Here is a 25,518-nt window from a genome sequence, read left to right as displayed (position 1 = left end):
CGCTGCAAGCACGGGCCGGCATGTGTCGCCCGCATGGGTCGATACCGACGATTCACCCTGTCGTCGGAAAGGCGGAGGCCGCACCCGATCCGGAAACCCCGGTTTGCCGGAGTGGGGAGCAGGATGGGCTCGGGCGGCGCGCGGCCGCCGAAGAACCCCTGAACGCGATGCGAACGGTTTTCGAGCGAGACGGATTGGAAACGGACGCGACGGCTACTGAGCGGATGCGGCTTCCTTGTCCGTCGGTCCGCCACCTCATGCAGGTCTTGGCAGCCGGGGCCGTGGTCGCGGTCTTGAGTCTGGCGGCACGGGGAGGAGGGCCCGACCCTGCCGCTCCGGCCATGGAGGCGCCGCCCGGGCCCGGCTTCGTGCCGGTCTCGGCTCAGGCCGTGCGCCCCGCGATGCCCCTCGCCCTGTCGGCGCCCCGCTTCCGCCTGAACGACCCCGAGGCGATCGAGGCGCCGCGCGCGGAGGCGGCCCGGCTCAATCCGTCGAGCGGCCGTCGGGAGGACCTTTTGGTCCAGGGCGGCTTCGATACGATCGAGGCACCATACCTGCGCCTGACCCTGACCGAAGCATCCGAGACCGAGCCGGGCCCTAGCCTGTTCATCACCCTGGCCCGACGGGCCGCGGATGGTCAGGCCCTGGCCGTGATCCGCACCGGAGAGCGCGGTGCCATCGAGACCAAGTTCGGCCCCATGGAGACCCTCCAGTTCACTCTCGGTGGCGAGGGCAAGCGCGCCTGCACGGGCTTTGCCAGCCTGAACCCCGGCGCGCTCCGCCTGGACGGCTGGCTCTGCGCGCCCCTCGGACAGGCGCCGGAGCCGCGGGCCATCACCTGTCTTCTCGACAAGGTCGTGCTGAACGGTCAAGCTTCTCCGGAGCGAGAGGCCGCCTACGCGAGCTTCGAAGCCCGGCGCGATCCCGGATGTGGGCCGCCTGCCCTCGTCGCGACGGTTTCGCCGCGGGATTTCGGAAGCGAGACCGGATCGATCCCAAGCCGGGCCACACGAAAGCCGGGCCACACGAAAAAATGAGGCCAAACTGCGGCGATCACGCGAAGCGCGGCCATAATCCGGGAACCTCGGCCGGGCTGGCACGTCTTCCCTCCATGCTAAGGCCTCAGTTTCTTAAGGAAGCCCGGCCTACAGTCCCACAGCTTCAACGAAGGTGCGTCATGCGCTCTGTCTCGATTGCCCTGATGGGTGCCCTCACGCTCGCAGCCGTCGGCGCGAACACCGCTGCCGAGGCCCAGGGGCGTTATGCGCCGGCCGGCTACCGCGTCAGCCAGCCCCTGCCGATCCGCATCCGTCCGCGGAGCTGGCTCGATGCCGGCAACGTGGTCGAGGCGAACAACGGCTCGGTCAGCAACCCGGCAACCAACCCGCAGTTCATCACTGCGAGCTACCTGAACTCGCCCCCCTATGGCCGCAACGATCGCTTCGGCGGTGGCATCCTGTCGGATCCGATCACCAACGGCCCGTTCGTCGGCGCCCGTTCGAGCGCGATCCGCAACGTCGACCTGTCGGCCATCGACGCGATCGACCCGACCTCCTACGTCTCGCGCTTCGGCAACCCTTACTAATTTCAGCCACGAAAGCCGGACATGCGACGGGCCCCTCACGGGGCCCGTTTTCGTTTGGACGTCGCTCGCTGCGACATCCGCACCTGAATCAGGCGGCGGCGTGCCTCAGTTCGCGGATGATCGCGTCGCCCATCTCGGCGGTGCTGATCGGAGCCGTTCCCTCGGCGGCGATGTCCCGTGTGCGGGCGCCGGACGCGAGGGTGCGGGTGACGGCCGAGTCCAGAAGGTCGGCGGCTTCACCCAGGCCGAAGGAGTAGCGCAGGCACATGGCCAGCGAGCCGATCATGGCGATCGGGTTCGCGTAACCCTTACCGGCGATGTCGGGTGCCGAGCCGTGGACCGGCTCGTAGAGGGCCTTGCGGCTGCCCTTGGCATCGACGGCGCCCAGGGAGGCGGAGGGCAGCATGCCGAGCGAGCCGGTGAGCATCGCCGCCACGTCCGAGAGCACGTCCCCGAACAGGTTGTCGGTGACGAGGACGTCGTACTGCTTCGGGCGGCGGACCAGCTGCATGGCACAGTTGTCGGCGAGCACGTGCTCCAGGCTCACGTCGCTGTACTCGGCATGGACCCGGGTCACGACCTCCTTCCAGAGGACGCCCGACTTCATCACGTTGTGCTTCTCGGCCGAGGCGACCCGGCCCGAGCGCTTGCGGGCGAGGTCGAAGGCCACGTGGGCGATCCGCTCGATCTCGGCCGTGGTGTAGACCTGGGTGTCGACGGCGCGCTTCGAGCCGTCCGGCAGGGTGGTGATCTCCTTCGGCTCGCCGAAATAGACGCCACCCGTGAGCTCGCGCACGATCATGATGTCGAGGCCTTCGACCAGCTCGCGCTTCAGGGCCGAGGCCTCGGCGAGGGCCGGGTAGCAGATCGCTGGACGCAGGTTGGCGAAGACGCCCAGATCCTTGCGCAGGCGCAGGAGCCCTGCCTCGGGCCGGATCTCGTAAGCGACATCCGCCCATTTCGGGCCGCCCACCGCGCCGAGCAGGATGGCATCGGCGGCATCGGCCCGGGCCAGGGCCTCGTCCGTCAGCGGCTTGCCGTGGGCGTCGATGGCGCTGCCGCCGACGAGGTCGCGCTCGATCTCGAAGTGGGCGAGACCCAGCGCATCCAGAACGCCGATCACCTTCTCGACCTCTGCCATCACCTCGGGGCCGATGCCGTCGCCGGGGAGGAGGAGGAGCTTGTAGGGGGTCATGGGATCAACTCGCGATGGATGTTCGAAGGACGGGGGGCAGGCGGTCCGCCGTCGGATCAGGCGTCAGACCTTGCGCGCCACCGTGAACCGCGCCGCCTGGCGCAGGGTCTCGGCCTTGTCGCCCCAGCATGCCACGGCCTCCTCGCAGACGCCGACGAGGCGGTCGCACTCGGCACGGGCGCCGTCGAGGCCGAGGCGGTCGACCAGGGTCGCCTTGCCGGCATCCTTGTCCTTACCGGTGGCCTTGCCCATGGCTTCGGCCGAAGCCTCGCGGTCGAGGATGTCGTCGGCGATCTGGAAAGCCTGGCCCAGGGCGTGGCCGTAGCGCAGCAGCGCCTTGCGCTGGTCCGGGGTCGCGCCGCCGACGATCGCACCGGCTTCCACCGAGAAGGCCAGGATCGCGCCGGTCTTCATGGCCTGAAGCTGCAGCGTATCGTCGACATCGAGGGAGACGGGACCGAAGCGACCCTCGGCGCCGAGGTCGAGGAGCTGGCCGCCGACCATGCCGCCGAGGCCCGAGGCCTTGGCGAGACCGAGCACGAGGTCCGCGCGCACGGCAGGATCGGGTTGCCAGGCGGCGTCGGCCAAGATCTCGAAGGCCAGGGTCTGGAGGGCGTCGCCCACCAGGATCGCGGTCGCCTCGTCATAGGCCTTGTGCACGGTGGGCTTGCCGCGGCGCAGGTCGTCGTCGTCCATGGCGGGCATGTCGTCGTGGACGAGGGAGTAGCAGTGCACCAGCTCGATGGCCGAGCCGGCTGCGAGGGCGCCGGTCTCTGTCCCGCCGAGCATCCGGGCGGTCTCGATGGCCAGGAACGGGCGCAGGCGCTTGCCGCCGCCGAGCACGGCGTGGCGCATCGCGTCCATCAGGCGCACCGGACGGGTGATCTCGCCGGCCTGCGTCTCCGGGGTCAGGCGCTCGGCGAGGTAGGCCTCCACCGTGTCCGCAACCGTGGCAAGCCTGTGGGAAAACGCGTCGACCGGGGCATCCGCCTTGACCGAAGCGTGGGATCCTTGCGTTGAGGTCATGTTCGGTCGGGCCTTCGGTCAGACGGTGTCGTGTCGTGGGCGGGGGAGGTTCGAATTCAGGATCGGGAGGAGAGCGCGGAGCAGCCGTTGCGGCAGGTTTCGGCGCGCCCGCTGCCGATGCGCGAGGCATCCGGCAGGACACGGGCGAGAGGCTTGCGACGGATCGTCAACCTCATCCTGCTCCTCCCCGTCATCGGCCTCGTCCTCTTATTGTCGCTCGCGCTCGTCTATAGTGCGCTGACCCCGCCCTCAACCCTGATGCTGGGGCGATGGTTGACGCTGCAGTCCGTCGACCGGCAGGCGGTGGGGCTCGAGGCCATCTCACCCTACCTCGTCCAGGCCGTCATCGCGTCGGAGGACCAGCGCTACTGCCTGCACAACGGCGTGGATTGGAGCGCCCTGCGGGACGTGGTCGACGACGAGGAGGGCCCGAGCCGCGGCGCCTCGACGATCCCGATGCAGACGGTGAAGAACGTCTTCCTGTGGCCGGGTCGATCGGTGATCCGGAAGGCGCTCGAGATCCCCCTGGCCCTCGTGGCCGATACCCTGTGGGGCAAGCCGCGCACCATGGAGATCTACCTCAACATCGCCGAGTGGGGGGAGGGGGTGTTCGGGGCCGAAGCCGCCGCCCGGCGCTGGTTCGGCAAGCCGGCCCGCGCCCTCACCCGCGGGGAGGCGGCGCTGCTGGCCGCCGTGCTGCCCAACCCGATCCTGCGCAATCCAGCTCTGCCCTCGCGTGGCGTCCGGGCCCAGGCCGCTCGGATCCAAGCGCGGATGAACGGCGTCTCGGGGCTGATGGGCTGCCTGAAGCGGTAGCCCGAGGCCACGGGATCGGCTACCTGCCGCCCATCCTCATCGCGGTGCTGAGCCCCCGCGACCACGACCTGCCCCCGCGCGACCCCATGGGCGAAAGACCGACGATGACCCAGCCGACCTTCGAACTCACCCTCGAGCGCATCGCGCTGATTCGCCGGATGGTGGTGGCCTGGAACCCTGAGGGCGTCGGTGCGCCCATCGTCCACCCCGACGCGCCCTACGGCAGCACCGACCGCGACGGCGATATCTTCAACGTCACCGGCGACGACGACGGGGCCGACGAGGAGCACCGCGCTCTGGGCGATGCCCTTGCGGTTTTCACCGCCAATGCCGTCCTCAAGCCGGGGCGCTACGCCTATCACAACACCCTGGCGAAGCTTGCCTCCGACGATGTCGGCGACGTCTTTCGCGATGAGGCCACCGGTGAGACGCCCGAGCACGTCACCTTCGACGTCGCGGCCGAGCAGGTCGCCCGCGTCAAAGCCCTGGCGATCCGCTGGGACGCCGCCCGCGACGTGCCGGCCGTGGACACGGACGCACCCTACGGCCCGGGGGTCGGCCTGCCAACCGAGCACCGCGAGATGCAGCCGGTGCTCCAGATCTTCCTGCGCTACGCCGATCTCGGCCCGGGCGACTTCTCCCGCGGCACCTCGGGCTGGCAGCCGGCTTGAGGGGTGCGAACGACGCAGCAAGCGAACGGATCGGCCTGCAGGAACGTTGGCGTTGGAGAACAAGCCGAGGAACGTGACGGATGCTGCAACGCTGGCCGAGCCGGATCTGGGTCGTCCGACACGGCGAGAGCGCGGGCAACGTCGCGCGCGATGCCGCCCATGACGCTGGGCTGGAACGCATCGACATCCCGGAGCGCGACGTCGACGTTCCCCTGAGCGATCGCGGCCGTCGGCAGTCCGAGGCGTTGGGGCGCTGGTTTTCCGAGATGCCGGACGCGGAGCGTCCGAACGTGGTGCTGAGCTCGCCCTACCTCCGGGCACAGCAGACCGTCGCGGGCATTCGCCGGGCCGGCGGTCTCGCATCGGACACGGCCGACGACACCGTCGACGAGCGACTGCGCGAGAAGGAACTGGGGCTGCTCGACCGGCTCACGCGCACGGGCGTCGAGGCGCTTCATCCGGAACAGGCCGAATTGCGGGCCCGCCTCGGAAAATTCTACTATCGCCCCACCTGCGGCGAGAGCTGGTGCGATGTCATCCTGCGTCTGCGCGGCGCCATGGACACGATTTCCCTGCACCACGGTGAGAAGCGCGTCCTGATCGTCGCCCACCAGGTGGTGGTGCTCTGTCTGCGCTACCTCATCGAGAACCTCAGCGAGGCCGAGATCCTCGGCATCGATGCCGAGGGAGACGTCCTGAACTGCTCCGTCACGGAATATGCCTTCCGGGCGCAGACGGGTTCCACCGGCCGCCTCCATCTCGCGCGCTATAACTTCGTCGCCCCGGTCCAGCGGGCAGGCGCTCCCGTCACCGCCGAACCCTCGCCGACGGAAGACGTGCGATGACCGGGGCCGAACTCGACGCCGCGTGCCTGCGGGCGCGTCCGCTTCCGACCCCGGAGGCCGGCAGCAAGGACGACCGCGGCAGCGTTCTCGTCCTCGGCGGCTGCGCCGAGGTGCCGGGCGCCATTTTCCTCGCCGGCGTTGCGGCCCTGCGGGCCGGTGCGGGCAAGCTGAAGATCGCCTCCGTGCGAAGCGTCGCCGTGGCGATGGCCCTGGCCGTGCCCGAGGCGATGGTGATCGGTCTCCCGGAGACCGGCGGGGGCGAGATCGAGGCGGAGGCCGCGGCCCCTCGCATCGCCGAGGCGGCCCGGCGCTGCGACGCGGTGCTGCTCGGACCCGGCATGAACACCTGCGCGATCACCACAACGCTGGTCCGCACGCTGCTCGCGGACCAGGACGAGATCGCCTACGTCCTCGATGCCGGCGCCATCTGCGGCCTTGCTGCCCATGCCGAGACGGTGCGCGCCCTTCGCGCTCCGCCGGTGCTGACACCGCATGCGGGGGAGATGGCGCAGCTCCTGGACTGGGACCGCGGGGCCGTAGAGGCCGAACCCCTGAAGGCGGCCCGGCGCGCTGCCGAAATGCTGCGGGCCGTGGTTATCATGAAGGGCGCCGAGAGCTGGATCGTCGCCCCCGACGGCGCGCACTGGCACTACGATGGCGGCGGCGTCGGCCTCGCCACCTCCGGCTCGGGCGACGTCCTCGCGGGCGTCATCACCGGCATCCTCGCCCGGGGCGTCGATCCGCTGACCGCCGCTCTGTGGGGCGTCTACCTCCACGGTGACGCCGGCGCCCGGCTCGCGAAATCGGTCGGGCCCGTGGGATTCCTCGCCCGGCAGATTTCCGGCGAGGTGCCCCAGATCCTCCAGGGCTTCTCTGCAAGTCCGTCCGTCTAGCCGGGTCCCCGTGGGGAGGGGACCCGGCGGGTTTCGCCTCAGGCGCCGAGCTTCTTCCTGCGCTGGGCGAGGGTGCGCAGGCGCAGGGCGTTGAGCTTGATGAAGCCGGCCGCGTCGCGGTGGTCGTAGGCGACGGCGCCCTCCTCGAAGGTGACGAGGTCCTGGTCATAAAGCGAGTTCGGGCTGGTGCGGCCGATGACGTGGACGCCGCCCTTGTAGAGCTTCAGCCGGACCTCGCCGGTGACCATCTCCTGGCTCTTGTCGATCAAGGCCTGCAGCATCTCGCGCTCGGGCGAGAACCAGAAGCCGTTGTAGATCAGCTCCGCGTATTGCGGCATCAGCTGGTCCTTGAGGTGTGCGGCACCCCGGTCCAGCGTGATCGACTCGATGGCCCGATGGGCGGGAAGCAGGATGGTGCCGCCCGGCGTCTCGTACATGCCGCGGCTCTTCATGCCGACGAAGCGGTTCTCGACGAGGTCCAAGCGACCGATACCGTTGTCGTGGCCGAGTTGGTTGAGCTTGGCGAGCAGGCTCGCGGGCGACAGCCGTTCGCCATCGATGGAGACGGCGTCTCCCGTCTCAAAGCCGATGGTGATCACGGTCGGCGTATCCGGCGCCTCCTCGGGCGAGCGAGTGCGCGAGTAGACGTAATCCGGCACCTCGTCGGCGGGGTCCTCCAGCACCTTGCCCTCCGAGGAGGCGTGCAGGAGGTTGCCGTCCACGGAGAAGGGGCTCTCGCCGCGCTTGTCCTTGGAGATCGGGATCTGGTGCTGCTCGGCGAAGGCGATTAGCTGCTCCCGGCTCTTCAGGTCCCACTCGCGCCAGGGGGCGATGACCGTGACGTCGGGCTTCAGGGCATAGTAGCCGAGCTCGAACCGGACCTGGTCGTTGCCCTTGCCGGTGGCGCCGTGGCAGACGGCGTCCGCCCCGAGCTTCTCGGCGATCTCGATCTGCTTCTTGGCGATCAGCGGCCGGGCGATGGAGGTGCCCAGGAGATAGACGCCCTCGTACTGGGCGTTGGCCCGGAACATCGGAAACACGTAGTCCCGCACGAATTCCTCGCGCAGATCCTCGATGAAGATGTTCTCGGGCTTGATGCCGAGCAGTTCCGCCTTCTTGCGGGCCGGCTCGAGCTCCTCGCCCTGGCCGAGATCGGCCGTGAAGGTGATGACCTCGCAGCCATAGGTCGTCTGCAGCCACTTCAGGATGATCGACGTGTCGAGTCCGCCGGAATAGGCGAGCACGACCTTGTTGACGGGCTTCGGGTTCGCGTCGGTCATGAGCTCGCTTCCGGTTCGGGCGTCGTGTGCGTCGGCGTCGCGCGCCTCCGCGTCGTGATTGCCGCGGCTTATCAGCGGAGCGCGGGGCCGTGCAACCGCTGTGCCGTCGGACGCGTTCGCTCAGCGTGGCCGTGAGCGTGAACCGCCTTGTCGCGAGCCCTCGGGCGGGCGACACTCACGACCGTTCTCGACCCCGGAGATTCGACGCATGCCGCGCAGGCCGACCCTCGAATTCTGGTACGAGTTCGCATCGACCTATTCCTACCTCTCGGCCATGCGGATCGAGGCCCTGGCGGCGGCGGCCGAGGTCGAGATCCGCTGGCGCCCGTTCCTGGTCGGGCCGATCTTCGCCGCGCAGGGCTGGAATTCTTCGCCGTTCAACCTCTACGCCGCCAAGGGGCGCCACATGTGGCGCGACGTCGAGCGCGAGGCGGCCCGGCTCGGACTCCCACCCGTCAAGCGCCCCGATCCCTTCCCGCAGAACAGTCTGAGCGCCACCCGCGCGGCGACCTACGGCATGGACCACGATTGGCTCGTGCCCTTCTCCAAGGCCGTCTACGAGGCCGAGTTCGCCCGCGGACAGTCGATCGCCGAGCCGCCCGCCGTGGTGTCGATCCTCAACGGCCTTGGCCTCGACGGCACGATCATCCTGAAGCAGGCGGCGGCGGAGGCGAACAAGGGGCGGCTGCGCGTCAACGGCGAGGAGGCGCGGTCCCGCGGGATCTTCGGCGCACCAACCTTCCTGGCCGGCGACGGCGAATTGTTCTGGGGCAACGACCGCCTGGAACAGGCCCTCGCATGGGCGGCGGGGGACCGGCCCGGCGCGATGCGCTGAGGCGGGGCGGCGCGGCGGCGCTGGCGGTCGGGCACCGGCGGGTCTAGAAGCCGGGCGGCTTTCCGCACGCTTCCCCGATCCCCACGCTACCAGGGCCGCCCCATGAGCTTCGCGTTACCGGGCCTCCACCGCCGGCGCTTCCTCCTCGCCTCCACCGGCCTCGCCGCTGGCCTCGCGATCGCCGGGGAGAGTGCGGCACAGGGCTACGGCCAGGCGTTCAAGGTGGACAACGACGAGGGCCGCCCGGTCGCGAACATGCGTCTGCCCGGCGAGATCGTCGGCGAGATTCCAGCTCTGCGCGGGGTCACCTATGTCGGACCGGCCGAGGCAGAGACGACCCTGTACGAGTTCTTCGACTACAATTGCCCGTATTGCCGGAAGGCGGCGGCCGACATGGTCTCCCTCAGCGAGAGCGATCCATCGCTGCGAATCGGCCTGATCAACAATCCCATTCTCGCGGTGCAATCGGCCCAGGCCGCGAAGGTCGCCCTTGCGATCCAGCGCAAGCTCGGATCGGCAGCGGCCTGGAGCCTGTATCGAACGTTGCTGGCCAAGCCCGGCAAGATCGACGGGCCCGGCGCCCTCCAGGCCGCCGCCAAGCTCGGTGTTCCCGCCGCCGAGATCGAAAGCATCGCCGACAGCGAGGAGGTGCGGCTCGCCCTCAAGGCGCAGATGCGCATGGCCGCCGATCTCGGCCTCGCCGCGACCCCCTCCTACGTGCTCGGCAACACGGGGCTTCTCGGCCATCCCGGCCCGAAGGCCCTCGCGCGGATGGTCGCCGCGACCCGACGCTGCGACCGCATCGCCTGCTGAGGCGGCCTCACCTTCGCCACCGTTTGTCCGCATCGGAACAGGGTTCGGCATCTCGCGTTGCACAACGCACCGGCGCAAGTTCCATCGTCTTGCGCCCCCCGGACACGCATGCTAGGCCCTCGCCGCGCCGGAAGGGCGGGCTTTTCATGGCCCGCGCAGACCGGCACGTTCCCAATCCTGACGGTTTCAGAGCCCGCGCCGAACACGGCGCGACGCGGCCGGAGCCCTCAGGCAGGATTGAAGAGAGAGCGGCGCGTGGCGCAGAACGGTTCCGAGGCGGGTTCCCCGGTTGCAGGCGTAGCGGCACGCTACGCGTCGGCCTTGTTCGAGCTGGCGCGCGATGAGCGCGACGTCGATGGCGTGGCGGCGAGCCTCGACCGGTTCGACGCGATGCTCAAGGAGAGCGCCGACCTGCGACGCTTCGTGCGCAGCCCGATCTTCACGGGCGCCGAGCAGGAGGCCGCCATCGTCTCGCTGCTGGAGAAGTCCGGCATCGGCGGCATCGGCGGCAACTTCATCCGCCTCGCGGCCGCCAACCGTCGACTGTTCGCCCTTCCCGACATGATCCGCGCCTTCCGCACCCTGGTGCGCGAGTCGAAGGGCATCGTCCGCGCCGAGGTGACCGTCGCCGAGCGTCCCTCCGACGCCGTCGTGGAGGAGATTAAGGCCTCCCTGCGCGACGTGGCGCGCGCCGAGATCGACCTCGACCTCAAGATCGACCCCAGCCTGATCGGCGGCCTCGTGGTCAAGATCGGCAGCCGCATGGTGGACGCGTCCCTGCGCACCAAGCTCAACGGAATTCGCCTCGCGATGCGGGAAGCCCGGTAAGGGCCCTCGAGGCCCGACCGCTTCCCGTTCCCAACCCCATTCATTCAATCCAAGACAAGAGGCCCGACGATGGACATCCGCGCCGCCGAGATCTCCGCGATCCTGAAGGATCAGATCAAGAATTTCGGCCAGGAAGCCGAAGTCACCGAGGTCGGTCAGGTTCTGTCCGTCGGTGACGGCATCGCCCGCGCCTACGGCCTCGACAGCGTCCAGGCCGGCGAGATGGTCGAGTTCGAGTCGGGCGTGCGCGGCATGGCCCTCAACCTCGAGCAGGACAACGTGGGCATCGTGATCTTCGGATCCGACCGCGACATCAAGGAAGGCCAGACCGTCAAGCGCACCGGCGCGATCGTGGACGTGCCGGTCGGCAAGGCGCTGCTCGGCCGCGTCGTCGACGCCCTCGGCAACCCGATCGACGGCAAGGGCCCCATCGCCACCACCGAGCGTCGCCGCGTCGACGTGAAGGCGCCGGGCATCATTCCGCGCAAGTCCGTGCACGAGCCGATGGCCACCGGCCTCAAGGCCATCGACGCCCTGATCCCCGTCGGCCGCGGCCAGCGCGAGCTCATCATCGGCGATCGCCAGACCGGCAAGACCGCCATCGCCCTCGACACGATCCTGAACCAGAAGCCGGCCCATGCCGGCACCGACGAGAACGCGAAGCTCTACTGCGTCTACGTCGCCATCGGGCAGAAGCGCTCCACCGTCGCCCAGTTCGTGAAGTCGCTGGAAGACAACGGCGCGCTCGAGTACTCGATCGTCATCGCCGCCACCGCGTCCGACGCCGCGCCGATGCAGTTCATCGCACCCTTCGCCGGTTGCGCCATGGGTGAGTACTTCCGCGACAACGGCATGCACGCCGTGATCGTCTATGACGATCTCTCCAAGCAGGCCGTCGCCTACCGCCAGATGTCGCTGCTGCTGCGCCGTCCGCCGGGCCGCGAGGCTTACCCGGGCGACGTGTTCTACCTGCATTCGCGCCTGCTCGAGCGCGCCGCCAAGATGGGCGATGCCGCCGGCAACGGCTCGCTGACCGCGCTGCCGGTCATCGAGACCCAGGCCAACGACGTCTCGGCCTACATCCCCACCAACGTGATCTCGATCACCGACGGCCAGATCTTCCTCGAGACCGACCTGTTCTACCAGGGTATCCGCCCGGCGGTGAACGTCGGTCTCTCGGTCTCTCGCGTGGGCTCCTCGGCCCAGACGAAGGCGATGAAGAAGGTCGCCGGCAAGATCAAGGGCGAGCTCGCGCAGTACCGCGAGATGGCCGCCTTCGCGCAGTTCGGCTCGGACCTCGACGCCTCGACCCAGAAGCTCCTGAACCGCGGTTCGCGCCTGACCGAGCTCCTGAAGCAGCCGCAGTTCTCGCCGCTGAAGATGGAAGAGCAGGTGGCGGTGATCTACGCCGGCGTGAACGGCTACCTCGACACCCTGCCGCTGAACAAGGTCCGTCCCTTCGAGGACGCCCTGCTCTCGGCCCTGCGCACCAAGCACGCCGACCTGCTCACCAAGATCCGCGACTCGAAGGACCTGTCGGACGACAGCGCCAAGACGCTGAAGGGCGTCGTCGAGAGCGTCGCCAAGTCGCTCGCGTAAGTCGCGGCATCGACAGCGAACTCGGTCGCCTGCGGGCGACCGGATCTTGAGCGAGCGCAGGCGCCCGGATCGTCCGGGCGCCTCGCCTTGAGCGGCAGCGGATGGATCTGGAAGTCACCCCATGGCGAGTTTGAAGGATCTGCGGAACCGCATCACCTCGGTGAAGGGCACGCAGAAGATCACCAAGGCGATGCAGATGGTCGCCGCCGCCAAGCTGCGGCGCGCCCAGATGGCCGCCGAGAGCGCGCGTCCCTATGCCGAGAAGATGTCCCAGGTTCTGGGAAACCTCGCGGCGAACCTCGTCGGCGGCGTGCAGGGGCCCCGACTCCTCTCCGGCACCGGCGCGGAGAAGACCCACCTGCTCATCGTCTGCACGGCCGATCGCGGCCTGTGCGGCGGCTTCAACTCCTCGATCGCCCGTCTCGCCCGTGAACATGCCCGCCGGCTGATGGCCGAGGGCAAGACGGTGAAGATGATCACCGTCGGCAAGAAGGGCTACGATCTCCTCCGCCGCCAGTTCCGCGACGAGATCATCGAGAACCGCGACCTGCGCGGCAACAAGGCGGTCGACTACGAGTTCGCCGCCGAGATCGCCGACAGCATCATCGCCCGCTTCGACGCCGGCGAGTTCGACGTCGCGACGCTGTTCTACTCGCGCTTCCGCTCCGTGATCTCGCAGATCCCGACGGCGCAGAAGCTCATCCCGGCCGAGCTGCCGGTGACCGGCGCTTCCGCTCCGGATGCCGCCCTCCAGTTCGAACCGAGCGAGGAGGCCATCCTCGACACGCTGCTCCCGCGCAACCTCACCGTCCAGGTGTTCCGGGCACTCCTGGAGAACGCCGCTTCCGAGCAGGGCGCTCGCACCGGCGCCATGGACTCCGCCACGCGCAACGCGGGCGAAATGATCAAGAAGCAGACGCAGATCTACAACCGGACGCGTCAGGCCATGATCACCAAGGAACTCATCGAGATCATCTCGGGCGCCGAAGCGCTCTAAGCGCAGACGACGCCCTGACCGCAACATATCCAAAGGACCCGTAACATGGCGAACACCGCGATCCCCGGCGCCGGCTCGAACAAGGTCGGCAAGATCACCCAGGTCATCGGCCCCGTGGTCGACGTTCACTTCGACGGCCACCTGCCCGAGATCCTGAACGCCCTGGAGACCAAGAACAACGGCAGCCGCCTCGTTCTCGAAGTCGCCATGCAGCTCGGCGAGAGCACCGTGCGCTGCATCGCCATGGATACCTCGGAAGGCCTGGTCCGCGGCCAGGAAGTGACCGACACCGGCGAGGCCATCAAGGTCCCGGTCGGCTTCAACACCCTTGGCCGCATCATGAACGTCATCGGCGAGCCGATCGACGAGGCCGGCCCGATCCAGTCGGACACGCTCCGCGCCATCCACCAGCCGGCGCCCGCCTATTCCGAGCAGTCCACCGAGTCACAGATCCTCGTCACCGGCATCAAGGTCGTCGACCTCCTCGCTCCCTATGCCAAGGGCGGCAAGATCGGCCTGTTCGGCGGCGCCGGCGTCGGCAAGACCGTGCTGATCATGGAGCTCATCAACAACATCGCCAAGGTGCACTCGGGCTACTCGGTGTTCGCCGGCGTCGGTGAGCGAACCCGCGAGGGCAACGATCTCTACCACGAGATGATCGAGTCTAAGGTGAACATGGACCCGAAGGAGCACAACGGCTCCGCCGAGGGCTCCAAGTGCGCCCTCGTCTACGGTCAGATGAACGAGTCCCCCGGCGCCCGCTCGCGTGTCGCCCTCACCGGCCTCACCATCGCCGAGGACTTCCGCGACCAGGGCCAGGACGTGCTGTTCTTCGTGGACAACATCTTCCGCTTCACCCAGGCCGGCTCGGAAGTGTCGGCGCTCCTCGGCCGCATCCCGTCGGCGGTGGGCTACCAGCCGACGCTCGCCACCGATATGGGCGCCCTCCAGGAGCGCATCACCACCACCACCAAGGGCTCGATCACCTCGGTGCAGGCCATCTACGTGCCCGCCGACGATCTGACCGACCCGGCCCCGGCCGCCTCGTTCGCCCACCTCGACGCCACGACCGTGCTGTCCCGCTCGATCGCCGAGAAGGGCATCTACCCGGCCGTGGATCCGCTGGACTCCACCTCGCGCATGCTCAACCCCGCCGTCCTCGGCGAGGAGCACTACGACGTCGCCCGCAAAGTCCAGCAGACCCTGCAGCGCTACAAGGCCCTGCAGGACATCATCGCGATCCTGGGCATGGACGAGCTCTCGGAAGAGGACAAGCTCACCGTCGCCCGTGCCCGTAAGATCGAGCGCTTCTTCTCGCAGCCCTTCTCGGTGGCCGAGATCTTCACCGGCTCGCCGGGCATCCAAGTCCCGCTGGCCGACACGATCAAGGGCTTCAAGGGTCTCGTGAACGGCGAGTACGACGACCTGCCGGAGGCGGCGTTCTACATGGTCGGCACGATCGAGGACGCCAAGGAGAAGGCGAAGAAGATCGCCGCGGCGGCCTGAGGTCTTGAACGCCAAAGTCGTTCTCCTTCTCGTCGGTCTCGTGGTCGGCGGTCTCGCCGGGTATCTCACCCGGCCCGAGGCCGCCGAGATCAAGATCGGGTCGTTCAGCCTCGAGGTTCAGGGGGATTCGCCGGCGGGAACCCGCGGCGGCTCCCTGACCACGGGCCAGATGCAGCATATCGGCATCTTCGCCGTCATCGGCGCGGTGCTGGGCCTCGGGATCGGCTTCGTCGCCGATCGCCGCAGGGCCTGACGACGAACACGACGGCGCGCGCCCTCCGGGTCCGGCGCGTCGTTTCTCCGCACAGACACCCCGAGCCGGGATCCTCGACCTCATGGCCACCTTCCAGTTCGATTTCGTCGGTCCCGAGCGGACGCTGTATTCCGGCCAGATCGAGGCCGTGCAGCTGCCCGGCATCGAGGGCGAAATGACCGTGCTCCCCGGCCACGCTCCCGTGCTCACCGCCCTCAAGGTCGGCGTCATCGTGATCAACGAGGCCGGCCATACCGGCAAGCGCGTCCTGGTCCGCGGCGGCTTCGCCGACATCGGCCCGACCTCCGTCACCGTCATCGCCGAGCGTGCGAACCCCTTCGAGGAGATCTCGCCGGAGTCCCTCGACCGCGACATCGAGGCGGTCGAACTCCTGCGCGACGCCACCGAAGACTTCGCCAAGAAGGACGAGCTCACCGGCCAGATCGTCCAACTCCGCGATGCCAAGGTCGCGCTCAAGCTCTGAAGGCCCATCGCCTACGAGGTCCTACCCGGCCGCGTGCGCGAGCAAGGCCTCGCGCGCGGACGCATCGTCCGGGCAGCCCAAATCCAGCCACAGGGCCCGGGCCCGGGCGAGTCGACGACCGATCTCGGGACCGGGCCGAACGCCCCGCGCCACCAGATCGGCCCCCCCGAGGGGAAATTTCGGCGCCCCGACGCGTCCGCTCGCCAGATCGTCGAGATAGCGTTCCGCCCCCGGCGAGAGGTCCGGCATCGGTTCGCCCCGGGTGGTCGTCCGCGCGAGAGAGAGGACCCGGCGGTCGTGATCGGCGGCCAGGCGTCGGATTTCCATGCCGTCGATCATGGCCCGTCCATGCAGAGCATCGAGGGCCCGCCCATAGGCCGCGAGGGCGTCAAGGTCGGTCTTCGAGAGCCGTAACCTGGCCTCCAGCCGTGCGGCATCCGTAGCGGACCACACCGCCAGCGCCGCCAGTCGGTCGATCGCGGACGTCTCCGAGCCATCCGCGAGGGCACGAGCGAAGCGCTCGAGATCCCCGAATCCGCCGATCAGCCGCAACAGCAGTCCGGTCTCACTCAAAATCGCGACGGCCGCGGCCGTCCCCGGCGCGAGGAGCAGCTTGAGAAATTCCGCTCGGATGCGCTCGCGCGAGAGCCCATCCAATGCATCGCGGGCGGAGATGCAGGCCAACAGGCCCTCCGGGTCAGGAGGTCCGGCGCCGTAGCGGGCATGGAACCGGAAGAACCGTAGGATGCGCAGGGCATCCTCGCGAATGCGGGTCCGGGCCTCGCCGATGAAGCGGACGCGTCCCGCCCGCAGATCGTCGACCCCGCCGGTCGTGTCGTGGAGGGTGCCGTCGGGCGTGAGGGAGAGCGCGTTGATGGTGAAGTCCCGGCGCTGCGCATCGAGGGCAAAGTCGCGCCCGAACCGCACCACGGCGCGGCGCCCGTCGGTTTCGACATCCTCCCGCAGGGTCGTGACCTCGAAGGAGGCTTCGCCCGCGAGCAGCGTGATGGTCCCGTGCTCGATCCCGGTGGGAATGGCGCGCAGGCCGGCCGCCTCGGCCCGGGCGATCACCGCCGGGGGCAGCAGCGTGGTGGCGAGGTCGATGTCGTCGCCGGCGCGCCCGAGCAGAGCGTCGCGGATGCAACCGCCGACGAGCCGGGTCGCCTCGCCCTCGGCGGACAGGGCGCCGAGCACGCGACGGACCCCCGGTCGGTCGAGAAGGTGGCCGAGGCCCGCTCCATCGAGGACGTGTCCGCTCACTGGAACCGCCCGGGCACGACCTGGCCGTTCTCCAGGTGGGGCGGTACGTAGCCGCCACGATGCCGTTCGCTGAAGAGCCCCGTCGCCACCAGGGAGAGGACGACGAGGACGATGCCCGCCAGGGTCAGGCGGAAGGCCTGCCCGTCCCAATGCACGCCGTGGTCGGGCCGGCGTCCGCGGACCGCCAGGTAGAGGGCGTAGAGTAGGAACGGCGAGAGGAAGATCAGGAGTTCTTCGAGGACGCGGCGGATCATGAACGTCTCGAATCGCGATGGGATGGGCGCTGCGTCACGGGAAGAGGCGCTCCTGCAAGTTGTTGACGATCCCGGCGGTGACGCCCCAGATCCGGAACGCGCCGTAGGTGATGGCGTAGTAGCGCCGCTGACGACCGCGCCAGATCGCGCTTTCGATGCGGCGCTGGGCCGGATCGAGGAGGTGGCTCAGGGGAACCTCGAACGTGGCGGCGACCTCGTCGGGGTTCAGCGACAGGTCTGCCTCCGGGTCGACGAGACCGAGCACGGGCAGGACCAGGAATCCCGTGGCCGAGAGATAGGGATCCAGGTAGCCGAGCACACGGATCGCCTCGGCGGGAAGTCCGACTTCCTCGCGAGCCTCGCGCAGGGCAGCATCGGCCGGGCTCGGATCGCCGGCGTCGATCTTACCCCCCGGGAAGGCGATCTGCCCCGAATGATCGCGCAGATGCGCGGCGCGGACGGTGAACAGCACATGGGGGCCCTCGGCCCGGGGCAGCACGGGCACGAGAACCGCCGCGCGCCGGTGGGGGCGCTCCGGCACCACCGCCCCATCGGTTCCGTCGAGGTCGTGGTCGCCCCGCGGGTTCGCCGTCGGAGCGCCATCGCCCGGCGGTTCCGCCGACAGGTACGCGGAGGCCCGGGCGACGAGGTCCGCCAGCGCAGCGTCCTGCCTCATGCGCTCTCGGCGGGCGCGATGCGGTGGAAGATGCCGCCGGCCATGACGCCGAGCCAGCCGTCCTGCTCCTCCGCCAAGGCGAGGAGGTCGTAGGTCAGCGCCCGGGTCAGCAGCGCCCAGAGGTCGCGGCGGACATGGACGTAGGGGCGCAGGCCGCCCCCCGCATCCTGCTCGAAGCGCAGGGCATGGCCGGCTTCCACGGGCACGAGGTCGTCGACATTGGTGCGGAAGGCGATGCGCCGCCCCGGACCGTCGTCCTCGACCGCCATCTCCACGGCTACGAAGGGCGCATCTTCCACCGTGATGCCGACGCTCTCCACCGGGGTGACCAGCACGTAGCCGCCACCGGGCTCGCGCCGCAGGATCGAGGCGAAGAGCTTGACCAGGGCCGGACGGCGGATCGGCCTGCCGTCGTGGTGCCAAATCCCGTCGGCGGCGATCCGCATGTCGATCGCCCCGCAGAAGGGCGGATTCCAGCGCTCCACCGGCGGCAGGCCGCGGCGCGCCACATCGCCCAGGGCGGCGCTGAGGCGGTCGATCGTCGGATCGGCGACGGGAGGGGTCGGTTCGGTCATGCGGTCACAAGATAGCGCATCCGGACGGCGGGGGAACGGCGGCGCGACGTCCTCTCCGCGCCGCCGAAGGCCAGCGCGCGCAGGTCCGAACCCTGCGTCGTCGCGCCGACCTTGCCAGCGTGCCGCAAAGGGCGCCACACTCCCGGACAGACGGCCGACGCCAGGCCCGCCCCTCGATGGCGCATTCCCGCCGCGGGCGGCCCTCGCCGGCCGATGCGGAGAAGTCAGGACCGAGACGCATGATTCAGGGCTCCCAGTCGGCCACCACCCTCGATGACGGCATCGTCGCCACGGCGGAAGCCTGCCTCGGCTCGGTGGGGCAGGCCCGCGAGGCGATCCACAAGGTCATCTTCGGCCAGGAGCAGGTCGTAGACCTCGCCATGGTGACGATCCTGGCCGGCGGCCACGGCCTGCTGGTCGGCCTGCCGGGGCTCGCCAAGACCAAGCTGGTCGAGACCCTCGGCACCGTCCTCGGCCTCGATGCCCGCCGGGTGCAGTTCACGCCCGACCTGATGCCGTCCGACATCCTCGGCACCGAGATCCTGGACGAGGACGCCGATCGCCACCGGTCGTTCCGCTTCGTCAGGGGGCCGGTCTTCACCCAGCTCCTCATGGCGGACGAGATCAACCGCGCCAGCCCGCGGACCCAGTCCGCGCTGCTGCAGGCCATGCAGGAGAACTTCGTCTCGGTGGCTGGCGAGCGCCACGACCTGCCGCGCCCGTTCCACGTGCTGGCGACCCAGAACCCGATCGAGCAGGAGGGCACCTATCCGCTGCCCGAGGCCCAGCTCGACCGCTTCCTCCTGGAGATCGACGTCGGCTATCCCGACCGCGCCGCCGAGCGCCGCATCCTGATCGAGACCACCGGCGTCGACGAGCACAAGCCGGTGGCGGTGATGTCCACCGAGTCCCTGCTGACGGCCCAGCGCCTCGTGCGCCGGCTGCCCGTCGGGGATGCGGTGGTCGATGCCATCCTCGACCTCGTGCGCGCCGCCCGCCCCGAGGGCGGCGATCCGTCTCTCAAGGGCAAGCTCCTCTGGGGGCCGGGCCCCCGCGCCAGCCAGGCCCTGACCCTGGCGGTGCGCGCCCGTGCCCTGATCGAGGGCCGCGTCGCCCCGTCCATCGCCGACGTGAAGGCCCTGGCCGAGCCCGTGCTCAAGCACCGCATGGCACTGAGCTTCGCGGCCCGCGCCGATGGCGAGACGATCTCGGGCCTCATCGCCCAGCTCGCCGGCAAGCTCTAGGGCATGGCGATTCCCCGGCCCGGCGGCGGCGCCCCCCAGGTCCTCGACCGGAGCGCCCGCAATCCCGGACGCCGCGAGACCGAGCATGCGCTCGCCCTGGCCGAGCGCATGCCGCGGCTGATCCTCGAATCCCGCCGGGTGTCCTCGACCCTGGCTCACGGCATCCACGGCCGCCGCCGGGCTGGGCCGGGCGAGAGCTTCTGGCAGTTCCGGCCCTTCGTCGCCGGCGAGGCCGCCGCGCGCATCGACTGGCGCCGCTCGGCCCGCGACGACCGGCTCTACGTGCGCGAGCGCGAGTGGGAGGCCACCCACAACATCTGGTTCTGGATCGACCGCTCGGCCTCCATGGGCTTCGCCTCGCACCTGGCGCAGGCTCCCAAGGTGGAGCGCGCGCTGGTGCTCGGCTTCGCCCTGGCCGACGCCCTGGTGGAGGGTGGCGAGCGCACCGGCCTGCTCGGCCTCACCCGCGCCACCGCCTCCCGCCGCATCGTCGAGACCATGGCGCAGGCCCTCGCCGCCGATGACAAGGGTCAGGACGACGATACTCCGCCGCTCGCCACGCCGGGCCGGTTCGACGAGGCCGTGCTGATCAGCGATTTCCTGTCGCCGCCCGATGCCGTCAGGGCGTCGGTGGACCGGCTTGCCGGCCGAGGCACCCGGGGTCACCTCGTGATGATCGTCGATCCCGTCGAGGAAACCTTTCCGTTCACGGGTCAGGCGGTTTTGTACGATCTCGAGTCGAAGCTCAGCCTCAATGTCGGCGATGCCGGCGCCTGGGGCGAGGCTTATCGGGTGCGGATCGCCGCCCATCGCGATCGCCTCGCGGAGATCGCCCGGACCCAGGGCTGGACCCTGACGATCCATCGCACCGACCGTCCGGCGAGCGAGGCGGCCCTGCGCCTCCTCACCCTCGTCGCCGCCGCGCGCGGGACCGGCTGAGGATCGCCGCATGCTCGGACTGCCCCTTACCTTCGCCGCGCCCCTGGCGCTTGCCGCCCTCGTCGCCCTGCCCGCCCTCTGGTTCCTGTTGCGGGTGACCCCGCCACGCCCGCGCCGCATCGATTTCCCGCCCCTGCGGATCATGGCCGACCTGCTGGGCAAGCGCGAGACGCCGGCCCGGACGCCGCCCTGGCTGCTGATCCTGCGTATCCTCGCCGCCGCCTGCCTGATCCTGGCGGTGTCCGGCCCTGTCTGGAACCCCTCCGGCACGGGCGCCGCCTCTGGGCGCACGCCGCTCCTCGTCGTCCTCGACAACGGCTTCACCGCCGCCCACGATTGGCGCGACCGCCTGCGGGTGGCCACGGACGCGATCGAGAGCGCGGCCCGCGACGGCCGCCCGGTGGCGGTGACGGCCCTGGCCGAGCCGGCGGCGGCCCTGGAAGCCAAGGTCCCGTCCGCGGCCCTGGAGCGCCTGCGTGCCATTGCACCGCGTCCGCATCTGGCCGATCGCGGCGCGCACCTGGCATCGCTCACTGCTTTCCTTGAGCGCAGCCCGAGCACGGCGATCCTCTGGATCAGCGACGGCGTCGCGGGCCCAGGCGAGGAGACGTTCGGCAAGCGCTTCGCCGACCTCGTCGGCCGGACCGGGGCCGCGCTCACCATCCTGAAGGCCGATCAGCCGCCGGCGCTCGCGCTCTCGGCCGCAGAAGCCAGCGGGCAGCTCACCGCGCATGTCCTGCGGGCGGCCCCGAACGGCCGCGACACCGGCCTCGTGCGCGCCGTCGACCAGAAGGGCCTGCCCCTGGCCGAGCACGCCTTCACCTTCGGGGCGAACGCCACCGAGGCCGAGGTCGGGTTCGACCTGCCGGTGGAGCTGCGCAACAGCATCAGCCGGATCGAGGTCGCGGCCGAGCGCTCGGCCGGCGCCGTCACCCTGGTGGACGAGCGCGGCAAGCGCCGCCGCGTCGGCCTCGTCTTCGGCGGAACCAGTGACCAGGCCCAGCCGCTGCTGGCGCCGACCTACTACCTGTCGCGCGCGCTCGGTCCCTACGCCGACGTGCAGGAGCCCCGGGGTGCCAAGGGCATCGCGGAATCCATCGGGCAGCTCCTCGACAACCAGGTCTCGGTCCTCGTCCTCGCCGATGTCGGCGCCCTCGACGGTCCGACCCTGGCCCGTGTCGAGCAGTTCGTCGACGCGGGCGGCCTCCTCCTGCGCTTCGCCGGACCGCGCCTCGCCGCCGGCAACGACCCCCTGGTGCCGGTGCGCCTGCGCCGCGGCGGCCGCACCCTCGGCGGCACCCTCTCGTGGGACAGTCCCAAGACCCTGGCGCCCTTCGCGCCCGAGAGTCCCTTCGCCGGCCTGACCCCGCCGGCCGATATCGGCGTGCGCCGGCAGATCCTGGCCGAGCCCGACGGCGACCTGCCGGGTCGGACCTGGGCCTCGCTCCAGGACGGCACGCCCATCGTCACGGCGCAGAAGCGTGGCCAGGGCCTCGTCGTGCTCTTCCACGTCACCGCCGATACCACCTGGTCGAACCTGCCCCTGTCGGGCCTGTTCATCGACATGCTGCGCCGAGTGGTGAATCTCGCGGGGGCCAAGGCCCTGCCGGAGGGCGATGCCGCCGCGCGGGCGAACGCCGTGCTGGCGCCGCGCCTTACCCTCGACGGGTTCGGCGCACTCGGGGCGCCGCCGGCCGGCGCCACCGCGGTCTCCGCCGACGATACCGATCGCGCGACGCTGGAACACCCGCCGGGCTTCTACGGCCCGGCCGATGGCGGCATCGCGGTCAACGCCCTCGCGGCGGCGGATCGGTTGAAGCCCCTCGATTTCGCGGCCCTCTCCGGCGCCCGCCTCGGCTCGCTCGCCGGTGCCGAGACCCTCGACCTGCGCGCCCTTCTCTTCACCCTGGCCCTGATGCTCCTCATCCTCGACACCCTCGCGGGCCTCTGGCTCAGCGGTTTCCTGCGGCGCGGACGGGGCTTCGTCTCGCGCCCGGCCGCGCTCCTCGTCGCCGGCCTGGCGCTCGGCACGCTGATCGGCACGCCCGTGCCGGTTCAGGCCCAGCCGGCCCCGCCGGTGCGCGCGGGCACCTTCGACTCGGCCCTGGCCACCCGGCTCGCCTACGTGATCACCGGAGACGAGGCGGCGGACACCGCGAGCCGGGCCGGACTTACGGGCCTGACGCAGATGCTGGCGAGCCGCACCGCCCTGGAGCCCGGCGACCCGATCGGGATCGATCCCGCCAAGGACGAGCTCGCCTTCTACCCGCTGATCTACTGGCCCATCGTCGCCGGGCGGCCGCAGCCGAGCGAGACCGCGATCCGGCGCATCGACGCCTTCATGCGCAATGGCGGCACGGTGATCTTCGACACCCGCGACGCGCTCACCGCGCGGCCGGGCGGCCCGCCGACGCCGGAAGGAGCGTATCTCCGCAAGATGCTGGCGACCCTGGAGGTCCCCGAACTCGAGCCTGTGCCGCCCGACCACGTCCTGACCAAGGCCTTCTACCTCGTCGACACCTTTCCGGGCCGCTACGCCACCGGCCAGACCTGGGTCGAGACCCTGCCGCCGGCGGGCGAAGGCTCCGAGCGCCGGCCCGCGCGGGCCGGCGACGGCGTCTCGCCGATCGTGATCACGAGCAACGATCTCGCGGCCGCCTGGGCGGTGGGCAAGCGCGGCGAGCCGCTCTACCCCATCGTCGGCGGCGACCAGCGCCAGCGCGAGATGGCCTTCCGCGGCGGCATCAATTTCGTGATCTACACCCTCACCGGCAACTACAAGGCCGACCAGGTCCACGTCCCGGCGCTGCTGGAGCGCCTGGGCCAGTGATGACCCTTTCACCGGAGGCCATCCGCCCATGCTGAGCCTCAGCTTCAGCCCCCTGGTGCCCTGGCCGGTGCTGATCGCCTTCGGCGTGCTCGTCGTGGTCTTCGCGGTGCTGGCCTTCCTGGCCCGGGGCCGCACCGCGATCCTGCGGGCGCTCGCCCTGGCCCTGGTGCTTCTCGCGATCGCCAACCCGTCCCTGGTGCGCGAGGATCGCGAACCGGTGAAGGACATCGCCGCCATCGTGGTCGATCGCTCGGGCTCGCAGGCCCTCGGCGACCGGCCGGCGATGACCGATGCGGTCCGCGCCGAGTTGCAGCGTCGCTTCGGGGCCCTGACCAACATCGAGCCGCGCTTCATCGACGTGCCCGACGCCAAGGAGGGCGACGAGGGCACCCGGCTGTTCACCGCCCTGTCGCAGGCGCTGGCCGACGTGCCGGCCGAGCGCCTGGCGGGCGTCGTCATGCTCACCGACGGCGTGGTCCACGACATCCCGGCCTCGGCGGCGGCCCTGGGCCTCAAGGGGCCGCTCCACGTCCTCGTCACCGGCCATCCGGACGAGCGCGACCGGCAGATCAAGCTGATCGAGGCGCCGCGTTTCGGCATCGTCGGGCGCGACCTCACCATCCGGGCCGAGGTGATGGAGCGGGGCGGAACCGGCAGCGCCACCGTGACCGTCCGCCGCGACGGCGAGGAGGTCGGCCGCCGGACCTTCCCCACCGGCCAGCCCTTTTCCCTGACGATGCGGATCGAGCATGGCGGCCCAAACGTCGTGGAGATCGAGGTCGAGCCGCTTCCCGGCGAGCTCACCACGATCAACAACCGCGCGGTCCTGCCGATCGAGGGCATCCGCGAAAAGCTGCGGGTGCTCCTCGTGTCCGGCGAGCCGCATCAGGGCGAGCGCACCTGGCGCAACCTCCTGAAGTCCGACGCCAACGTCGACCTCGTCCACTTCACCATCCTGCGCCCGCCGGAGAAGCAGGACGGGACGCCGATCTCCGAGCTCTCGTTGATCGCCTTCCCGACGCGCGAATTGTTCGTCCAGAAGATCAAGGATTTCGACCTCATCATCTTCGACCGCTACGCGAACCAGAGCGTGCTGCCCTCGGCGTATTTCGACAACATCGTCCGCTACGTTCGCGAGGGCGGCGCCCTGCTGATCGCGGCCGGACCCGAATTCGCCTCGCCCTCCAGCCTGTCGCGTACGCGGCTGGCCGCGATCCTGCCCGGCGAGCCGAACGGGCGGGTGCTCGAGCAGCCGTATAAGGCGGCCCTCACGAACATCGGCAACCGCCATCCGGTGACCCGCGCCCTGCCGGGCTCGGAGGCCTCGCCGCCGGCCTGGGGGGACTGGCTCCGCATCGTCTCGACGCAGGTGAGGCCCGGCATCCAGCCCATCCTGCAGGGTCCGAACGCCCTGCCGCTGCTGGCCCTGTCGCGCGAGGAGAAGGGCCGGGTCGCCCTGCTCACCTCGGACCATGCCTGGCTGTGGGCGCGCGGTTACCAGGAGGGCGGGCCCTATCTGGATCTGCTGCGGCGGCTCGGTCACTGGCTGATGAAGGAGCCGGCCCTGGAGGAGGAGGCCCTGCGGGCCCAGACCACGGGGCACGGGCGCGAGGTCCGCGTGGAGCGCCAGACCATGGCCGACACGGCCGAGCCCGTCTCCGTAACGGGTCCGACCGGTCGCCAGCGCACCCTGACGCTGACCCAGGGTGAGCCGGGCCTGTTCTCGACGACCTTCGAGGCGACCGAGCTCGGCCTCCACACCCTGCGGTCCGGCAGCCTCGTCGCCTTCGTCAGCGTCGGTCCGCCGAACCCGCGTGAACTCGCCGACGTCTTCAGCGACACCGAGCGCCTGAAGGCGCTCGCCGAAGGCACCGGCGGCTCGATCCGCCGAATCGCGGACGCCGCCGGAGGTACGGTGGTGCCACGCCTGCAGTCCGTCCGCAGCGGCCGTCTCGGCGGCGCCGACTGGATCGGTTTCCGCCCCAGCGACAGTGCCAACATCCGCGGCGTCGAGGTCTATCCCCTCGCCCTCGGCCTCTGGGCGCTCGTCGCCCTGGCCGGTGCCGTGTTGGCGATGTGGCTGGTGGAGGGCCGGCGCGGCCAAGCCGTGTGAC

25 protein-coding genes are annotated in these 25,518 nt (G+C 70.2%); 18 read left to right on the top strand and 7 right to left on the bottom strand.

Annotation, left to right across the window (positions count from 1 at the left end; all coding sequences use genetic code 11):
- Positions 1-257 precede the first annotated feature (257 nt).
- Together AC6EUL_RS01985 and AC6EUL_RS01980 are read left to right on the top strand one after the other, a co-directional pair.
- The gene (locus AC6EUL_RS01985; protein ID WP_499868531.1) at positions 258-1,037 is read left to right on the top strand and encodes a hypothetical protein; all 780 of its coding nucleotides are present in this window, start codon (positions 258-260) and stop codon (positions 1,035-1,037) included.
- A 140-nt stretch (positions 1,038-1,177) separates the two neighbouring features.
- A complete protein-coding gene (locus AC6EUL_RS01980) occupies positions 1,178-1,585 on the top strand; it encodes a hypothetical protein (protein ID WP_056212588.1) in 408 nt (135 codons plus the stop codon).
- An 88-nt stretch (positions 1,586-1,673) separates the two neighbouring features.
- On the opposite strand, the gene leuB is transcribed toward AC6EUL_RS01980, so the two are convergent.
- Positions 1,674-2,780: a 3-isopropylmalate dehydrogenase gene (gene leuB / locus AC6EUL_RS01975; protein WP_499868529.1), complete on the bottom strand. Its 1,107-nt coding sequence runs from the start codon at positions 2,778-2,780 to the stop codon at positions 1,674-1,676.
- A gap of 63 nt (positions 2,781-2,843) precedes the next feature.
- A complete protein-coding gene (locus AC6EUL_RS01970) occupies positions 2,844-3,806 on the bottom strand; it encodes a polyprenyl synthetase family protein (protein WP_499868527.1) in 963 nt (320 codons plus the stop codon).
- A 117-nt stretch (positions 3,807-3,923) separates the two neighbouring features.
- Between AC6EUL_RS01970 and mtgA the strand changes: the two genes are divergently transcribed.
- The 4 genes from mtgA to AC6EUL_RS01950 all read left to right on the top strand — a co-directional run bounded on the left by mtgA (position 3,924) and on the right by AC6EUL_RS01950 (position 7,031).
- A complete protein-coding gene (gene mtgA / locus AC6EUL_RS01965; protein ID WP_082514021.1) occupies positions 3,924-4,622 on the top strand; it encodes a monofunctional biosynthetic peptidoglycan transglycosylase in 699 nt (232 codons plus the stop codon).
- 104 nt (positions 4,623-4,726) lie between these two features.
- The gene (locus AC6EUL_RS01960; RefSeq protein WP_499868526.1) at positions 4,727-5,293 is read left to right on the top strand and encodes a hypothetical protein; all 567 of its coding nucleotides are present in this window, start codon (positions 4,727-4,729) and stop codon (positions 5,291-5,293) included.
- An 80-nt stretch (positions 5,294-5,373) separates the two neighbouring features.
- Positions 5,374-6,138 carry a histidine phosphatase family protein gene (locus AC6EUL_RS01955; protein ID WP_499868524.1) on the top strand — a complete coding sequence of 255 codons (765 nt, stop codon included), beginning with the start codon at positions 5,374-5,376 and terminating at the stop codon, positions 6,136-6,138.
- A complete protein-coding gene (locus AC6EUL_RS01950) occupies positions 6,135-7,031 on the top strand; it encodes an NAD(P)H-hydrate dehydratase (RefSeq protein ID WP_499868523.1) in 897 nt (298 codons plus the stop codon). The genes AC6EUL_RS01955 and AC6EUL_RS01950 overlap by 4 nt, the downstream gene beginning before the upstream one ends.
- Positions 7,032-7,069: 38 nt before the next feature.
- Here AC6EUL_RS01950 and AC6EUL_RS01945 read toward each other — a convergent pair whose 3' ends face one another.
- The gene (locus tag AC6EUL_RS01945) at positions 7,070-8,311 is read right to left on the bottom strand and encodes an argininosuccinate synthase (RefSeq protein WP_499868521.1); all 1,242 of its coding nucleotides are present in this window, start codon (positions 8,309-8,311) and stop codon (positions 7,070-7,072) included.
- A gap of 208 nt (positions 8,312-8,519) precedes the next feature.
- On the opposite strand from AC6EUL_RS01945, the gene AC6EUL_RS01940 reads away from it, so the two are divergent.
- From AC6EUL_RS01940 to atpC, 8 genes are all read left to right on the top strand, one after another.
- Positions 8,520-9,146, top strand: a complete 627-nt coding sequence (locus AC6EUL_RS01940; protein ID WP_056212574.1) for a 2-hydroxychromene-2-carboxylate isomerase — start codon at positions 8,520-8,522, stop codon at positions 9,144-9,146.
- A 102-nt stretch (positions 9,147-9,248) separates the two neighbouring features.
- Entirely contained in the window at positions 9,249-9,959 is a 711-nt protein-coding gene (locus tag AC6EUL_RS01935; protein WP_056212572.1) for a DsbA family protein, read from the top strand.
- Between the two features lie 255 nt (positions 9,960-10,214).
- A complete protein-coding gene (locus AC6EUL_RS01930) occupies positions 10,215-10,787 on the top strand; it encodes a F0F1 ATP synthase subunit delta (RefSeq protein WP_056212570.1) in 573 nt (190 codons plus the stop codon).
- A 69-nt stretch (positions 10,788-10,856) separates the two neighbouring features.
- On the top strand, positions 10,857-12,386 hold the full coding sequence (gene atpA / locus AC6EUL_RS01925) for a F0F1 ATP synthase subunit alpha (RefSeq protein ID WP_056179751.1): 1,530 nt from the start codon (positions 10,857-10,859) through the stop codon (positions 12,384-12,386).
- Positions 12,387-12,507: 121 nt separating this feature from the next.
- On the top strand, positions 12,508-13,383 hold the full coding sequence (locus tag AC6EUL_RS01920; RefSeq protein WP_499868518.1) for a F0F1 ATP synthase subunit gamma: 876 nt from the start codon (positions 12,508-12,510) through the stop codon (positions 13,381-13,383).
- Between the two features lie 45 nt (positions 13,384-13,428).
- Positions 13,429-14,889: a F0F1 ATP synthase subunit beta gene (gene atpD, locus AC6EUL_RS01915; RefSeq protein ID WP_056212566.1), complete on the top strand. Its 1,461-nt coding sequence runs from the start codon at positions 13,429-13,431 to the stop codon at positions 14,887-14,889.
- Between the two features lie 4 nt (positions 14,890-14,893).
- The gene (locus tag AC6EUL_RS01910; RefSeq protein ID WP_108039879.1) at positions 14,894-15,142 is read left to right on the top strand and encodes a hypothetical protein; all 249 of its coding nucleotides are present in this window, start codon (positions 14,894-14,896) and stop codon (positions 15,140-15,142) included.
- 82 nt (positions 15,143-15,224) lie between these two features.
- Positions 15,225-15,626, top strand: coding sequence for an ATP synthase F1 subunit epsilon (gene atpC / locus AC6EUL_RS01905; RefSeq protein WP_056212562.1), 402 nt, complete (start codon positions 15,225-15,227; stop codon positions 15,624-15,626).
- Positions 15,627-15,647: 21 nt separating this feature from the next.
- Here the strand turns inward: atpC and AC6EUL_RS01900 are convergent, their stop codons facing one another.
- From AC6EUL_RS01900 to AC6EUL_RS01885, 4 genes are read right to left on the bottom strand one after another with little or no spacing between them, the layout of a single operon-like run.
- Entirely contained in the window at positions 15,648-16,886 is a 1,239-nt protein-coding gene (locus tag AC6EUL_RS01900) for a CCA tRNA nucleotidyltransferase (protein WP_499868515.1), read from the bottom strand.
- Positions 16,883-17,140, bottom strand: a complete 258-nt coding sequence (locus AC6EUL_RS01895) for a DUF6111 family protein (protein ID WP_056212558.1) — start codon at positions 17,138-17,140, stop codon at positions 16,883-16,885. Before AC6EUL_RS01895 ends, AC6EUL_RS01900 begins: the two co-directional genes overlap by 4 nt.
- 34 nt (positions 17,141-17,174) lie before the next feature.
- Complete coding sequence (locus tag AC6EUL_RS01890) at positions 17,175-17,816, bottom strand: CoA pyrophosphatase (RefSeq protein ID WP_499868514.1); 642 nt, start codon at positions 17,814-17,816, stop codon at positions 17,175-17,177.
- The gene (locus tag AC6EUL_RS01885; protein WP_499868512.1) at positions 17,813-18,391 is read right to left on the bottom strand and encodes a DUF1285 domain-containing protein; all 579 of its coding nucleotides are present in this window, start codon (positions 18,389-18,391) and stop codon (positions 17,813-17,815) included. The genes AC6EUL_RS01890 and AC6EUL_RS01885 overlap by 4 nt, the downstream gene beginning before the upstream one ends.
- 239 nt (positions 18,392-18,630) lie before the next feature.
- On the opposite strand from AC6EUL_RS01885, the gene AC6EUL_RS01880 reads away from it, so the two are divergent.
- From AC6EUL_RS01880 to AC6EUL_RS01865, 4 genes are read left to right on the top strand one after another with little or no spacing between them, the layout of a single operon-like run.
- The gene (locus AC6EUL_RS01880; RefSeq protein ID WP_499868510.1) at positions 18,631-19,635 is read left to right on the top strand and encodes an AAA family ATPase; all 1,005 of its coding nucleotides are present in this window, start codon (positions 18,631-18,633) and stop codon (positions 19,633-19,635) included.
- 3 nt (positions 19,636-19,638) lie between these two features.
- Entirely contained in the window at positions 19,639-20,574 is a 936-nt protein-coding gene (locus AC6EUL_RS01875; protein ID WP_499868509.1) for a DUF58 domain-containing protein, read from the top strand.
- A gap of 10 nt (positions 20,575-20,584) precedes the next feature.
- Positions 20,585-23,404: a DUF4159 domain-containing protein gene (locus AC6EUL_RS01870; protein ID WP_499868508.1), complete on the top strand. Its 2,820-nt coding sequence runs from the start codon at positions 20,585-20,587 to the stop codon at positions 23,402-23,404.
- Positions 23,405-23,432: 28 nt separating this feature from the next.
- On the top strand, positions 23,433-25,517 hold the full coding sequence (locus tag AC6EUL_RS01865; RefSeq protein ID WP_499868506.1) for a hypothetical protein: 2,085 nt from the start codon (positions 23,433-23,435) through the stop codon (positions 25,515-25,517).
- Position 25,518 lies beyond the last annotated feature (1 nt).

It is taken from the genome of Methylobacterium sp. 001424705, from assembly GCF_059816145.1.
The sequence above is the reverse complement of the archived record's forward strand: the minus strand, read 5'-3'. Positions and strand labels throughout refer to the sequence as shown.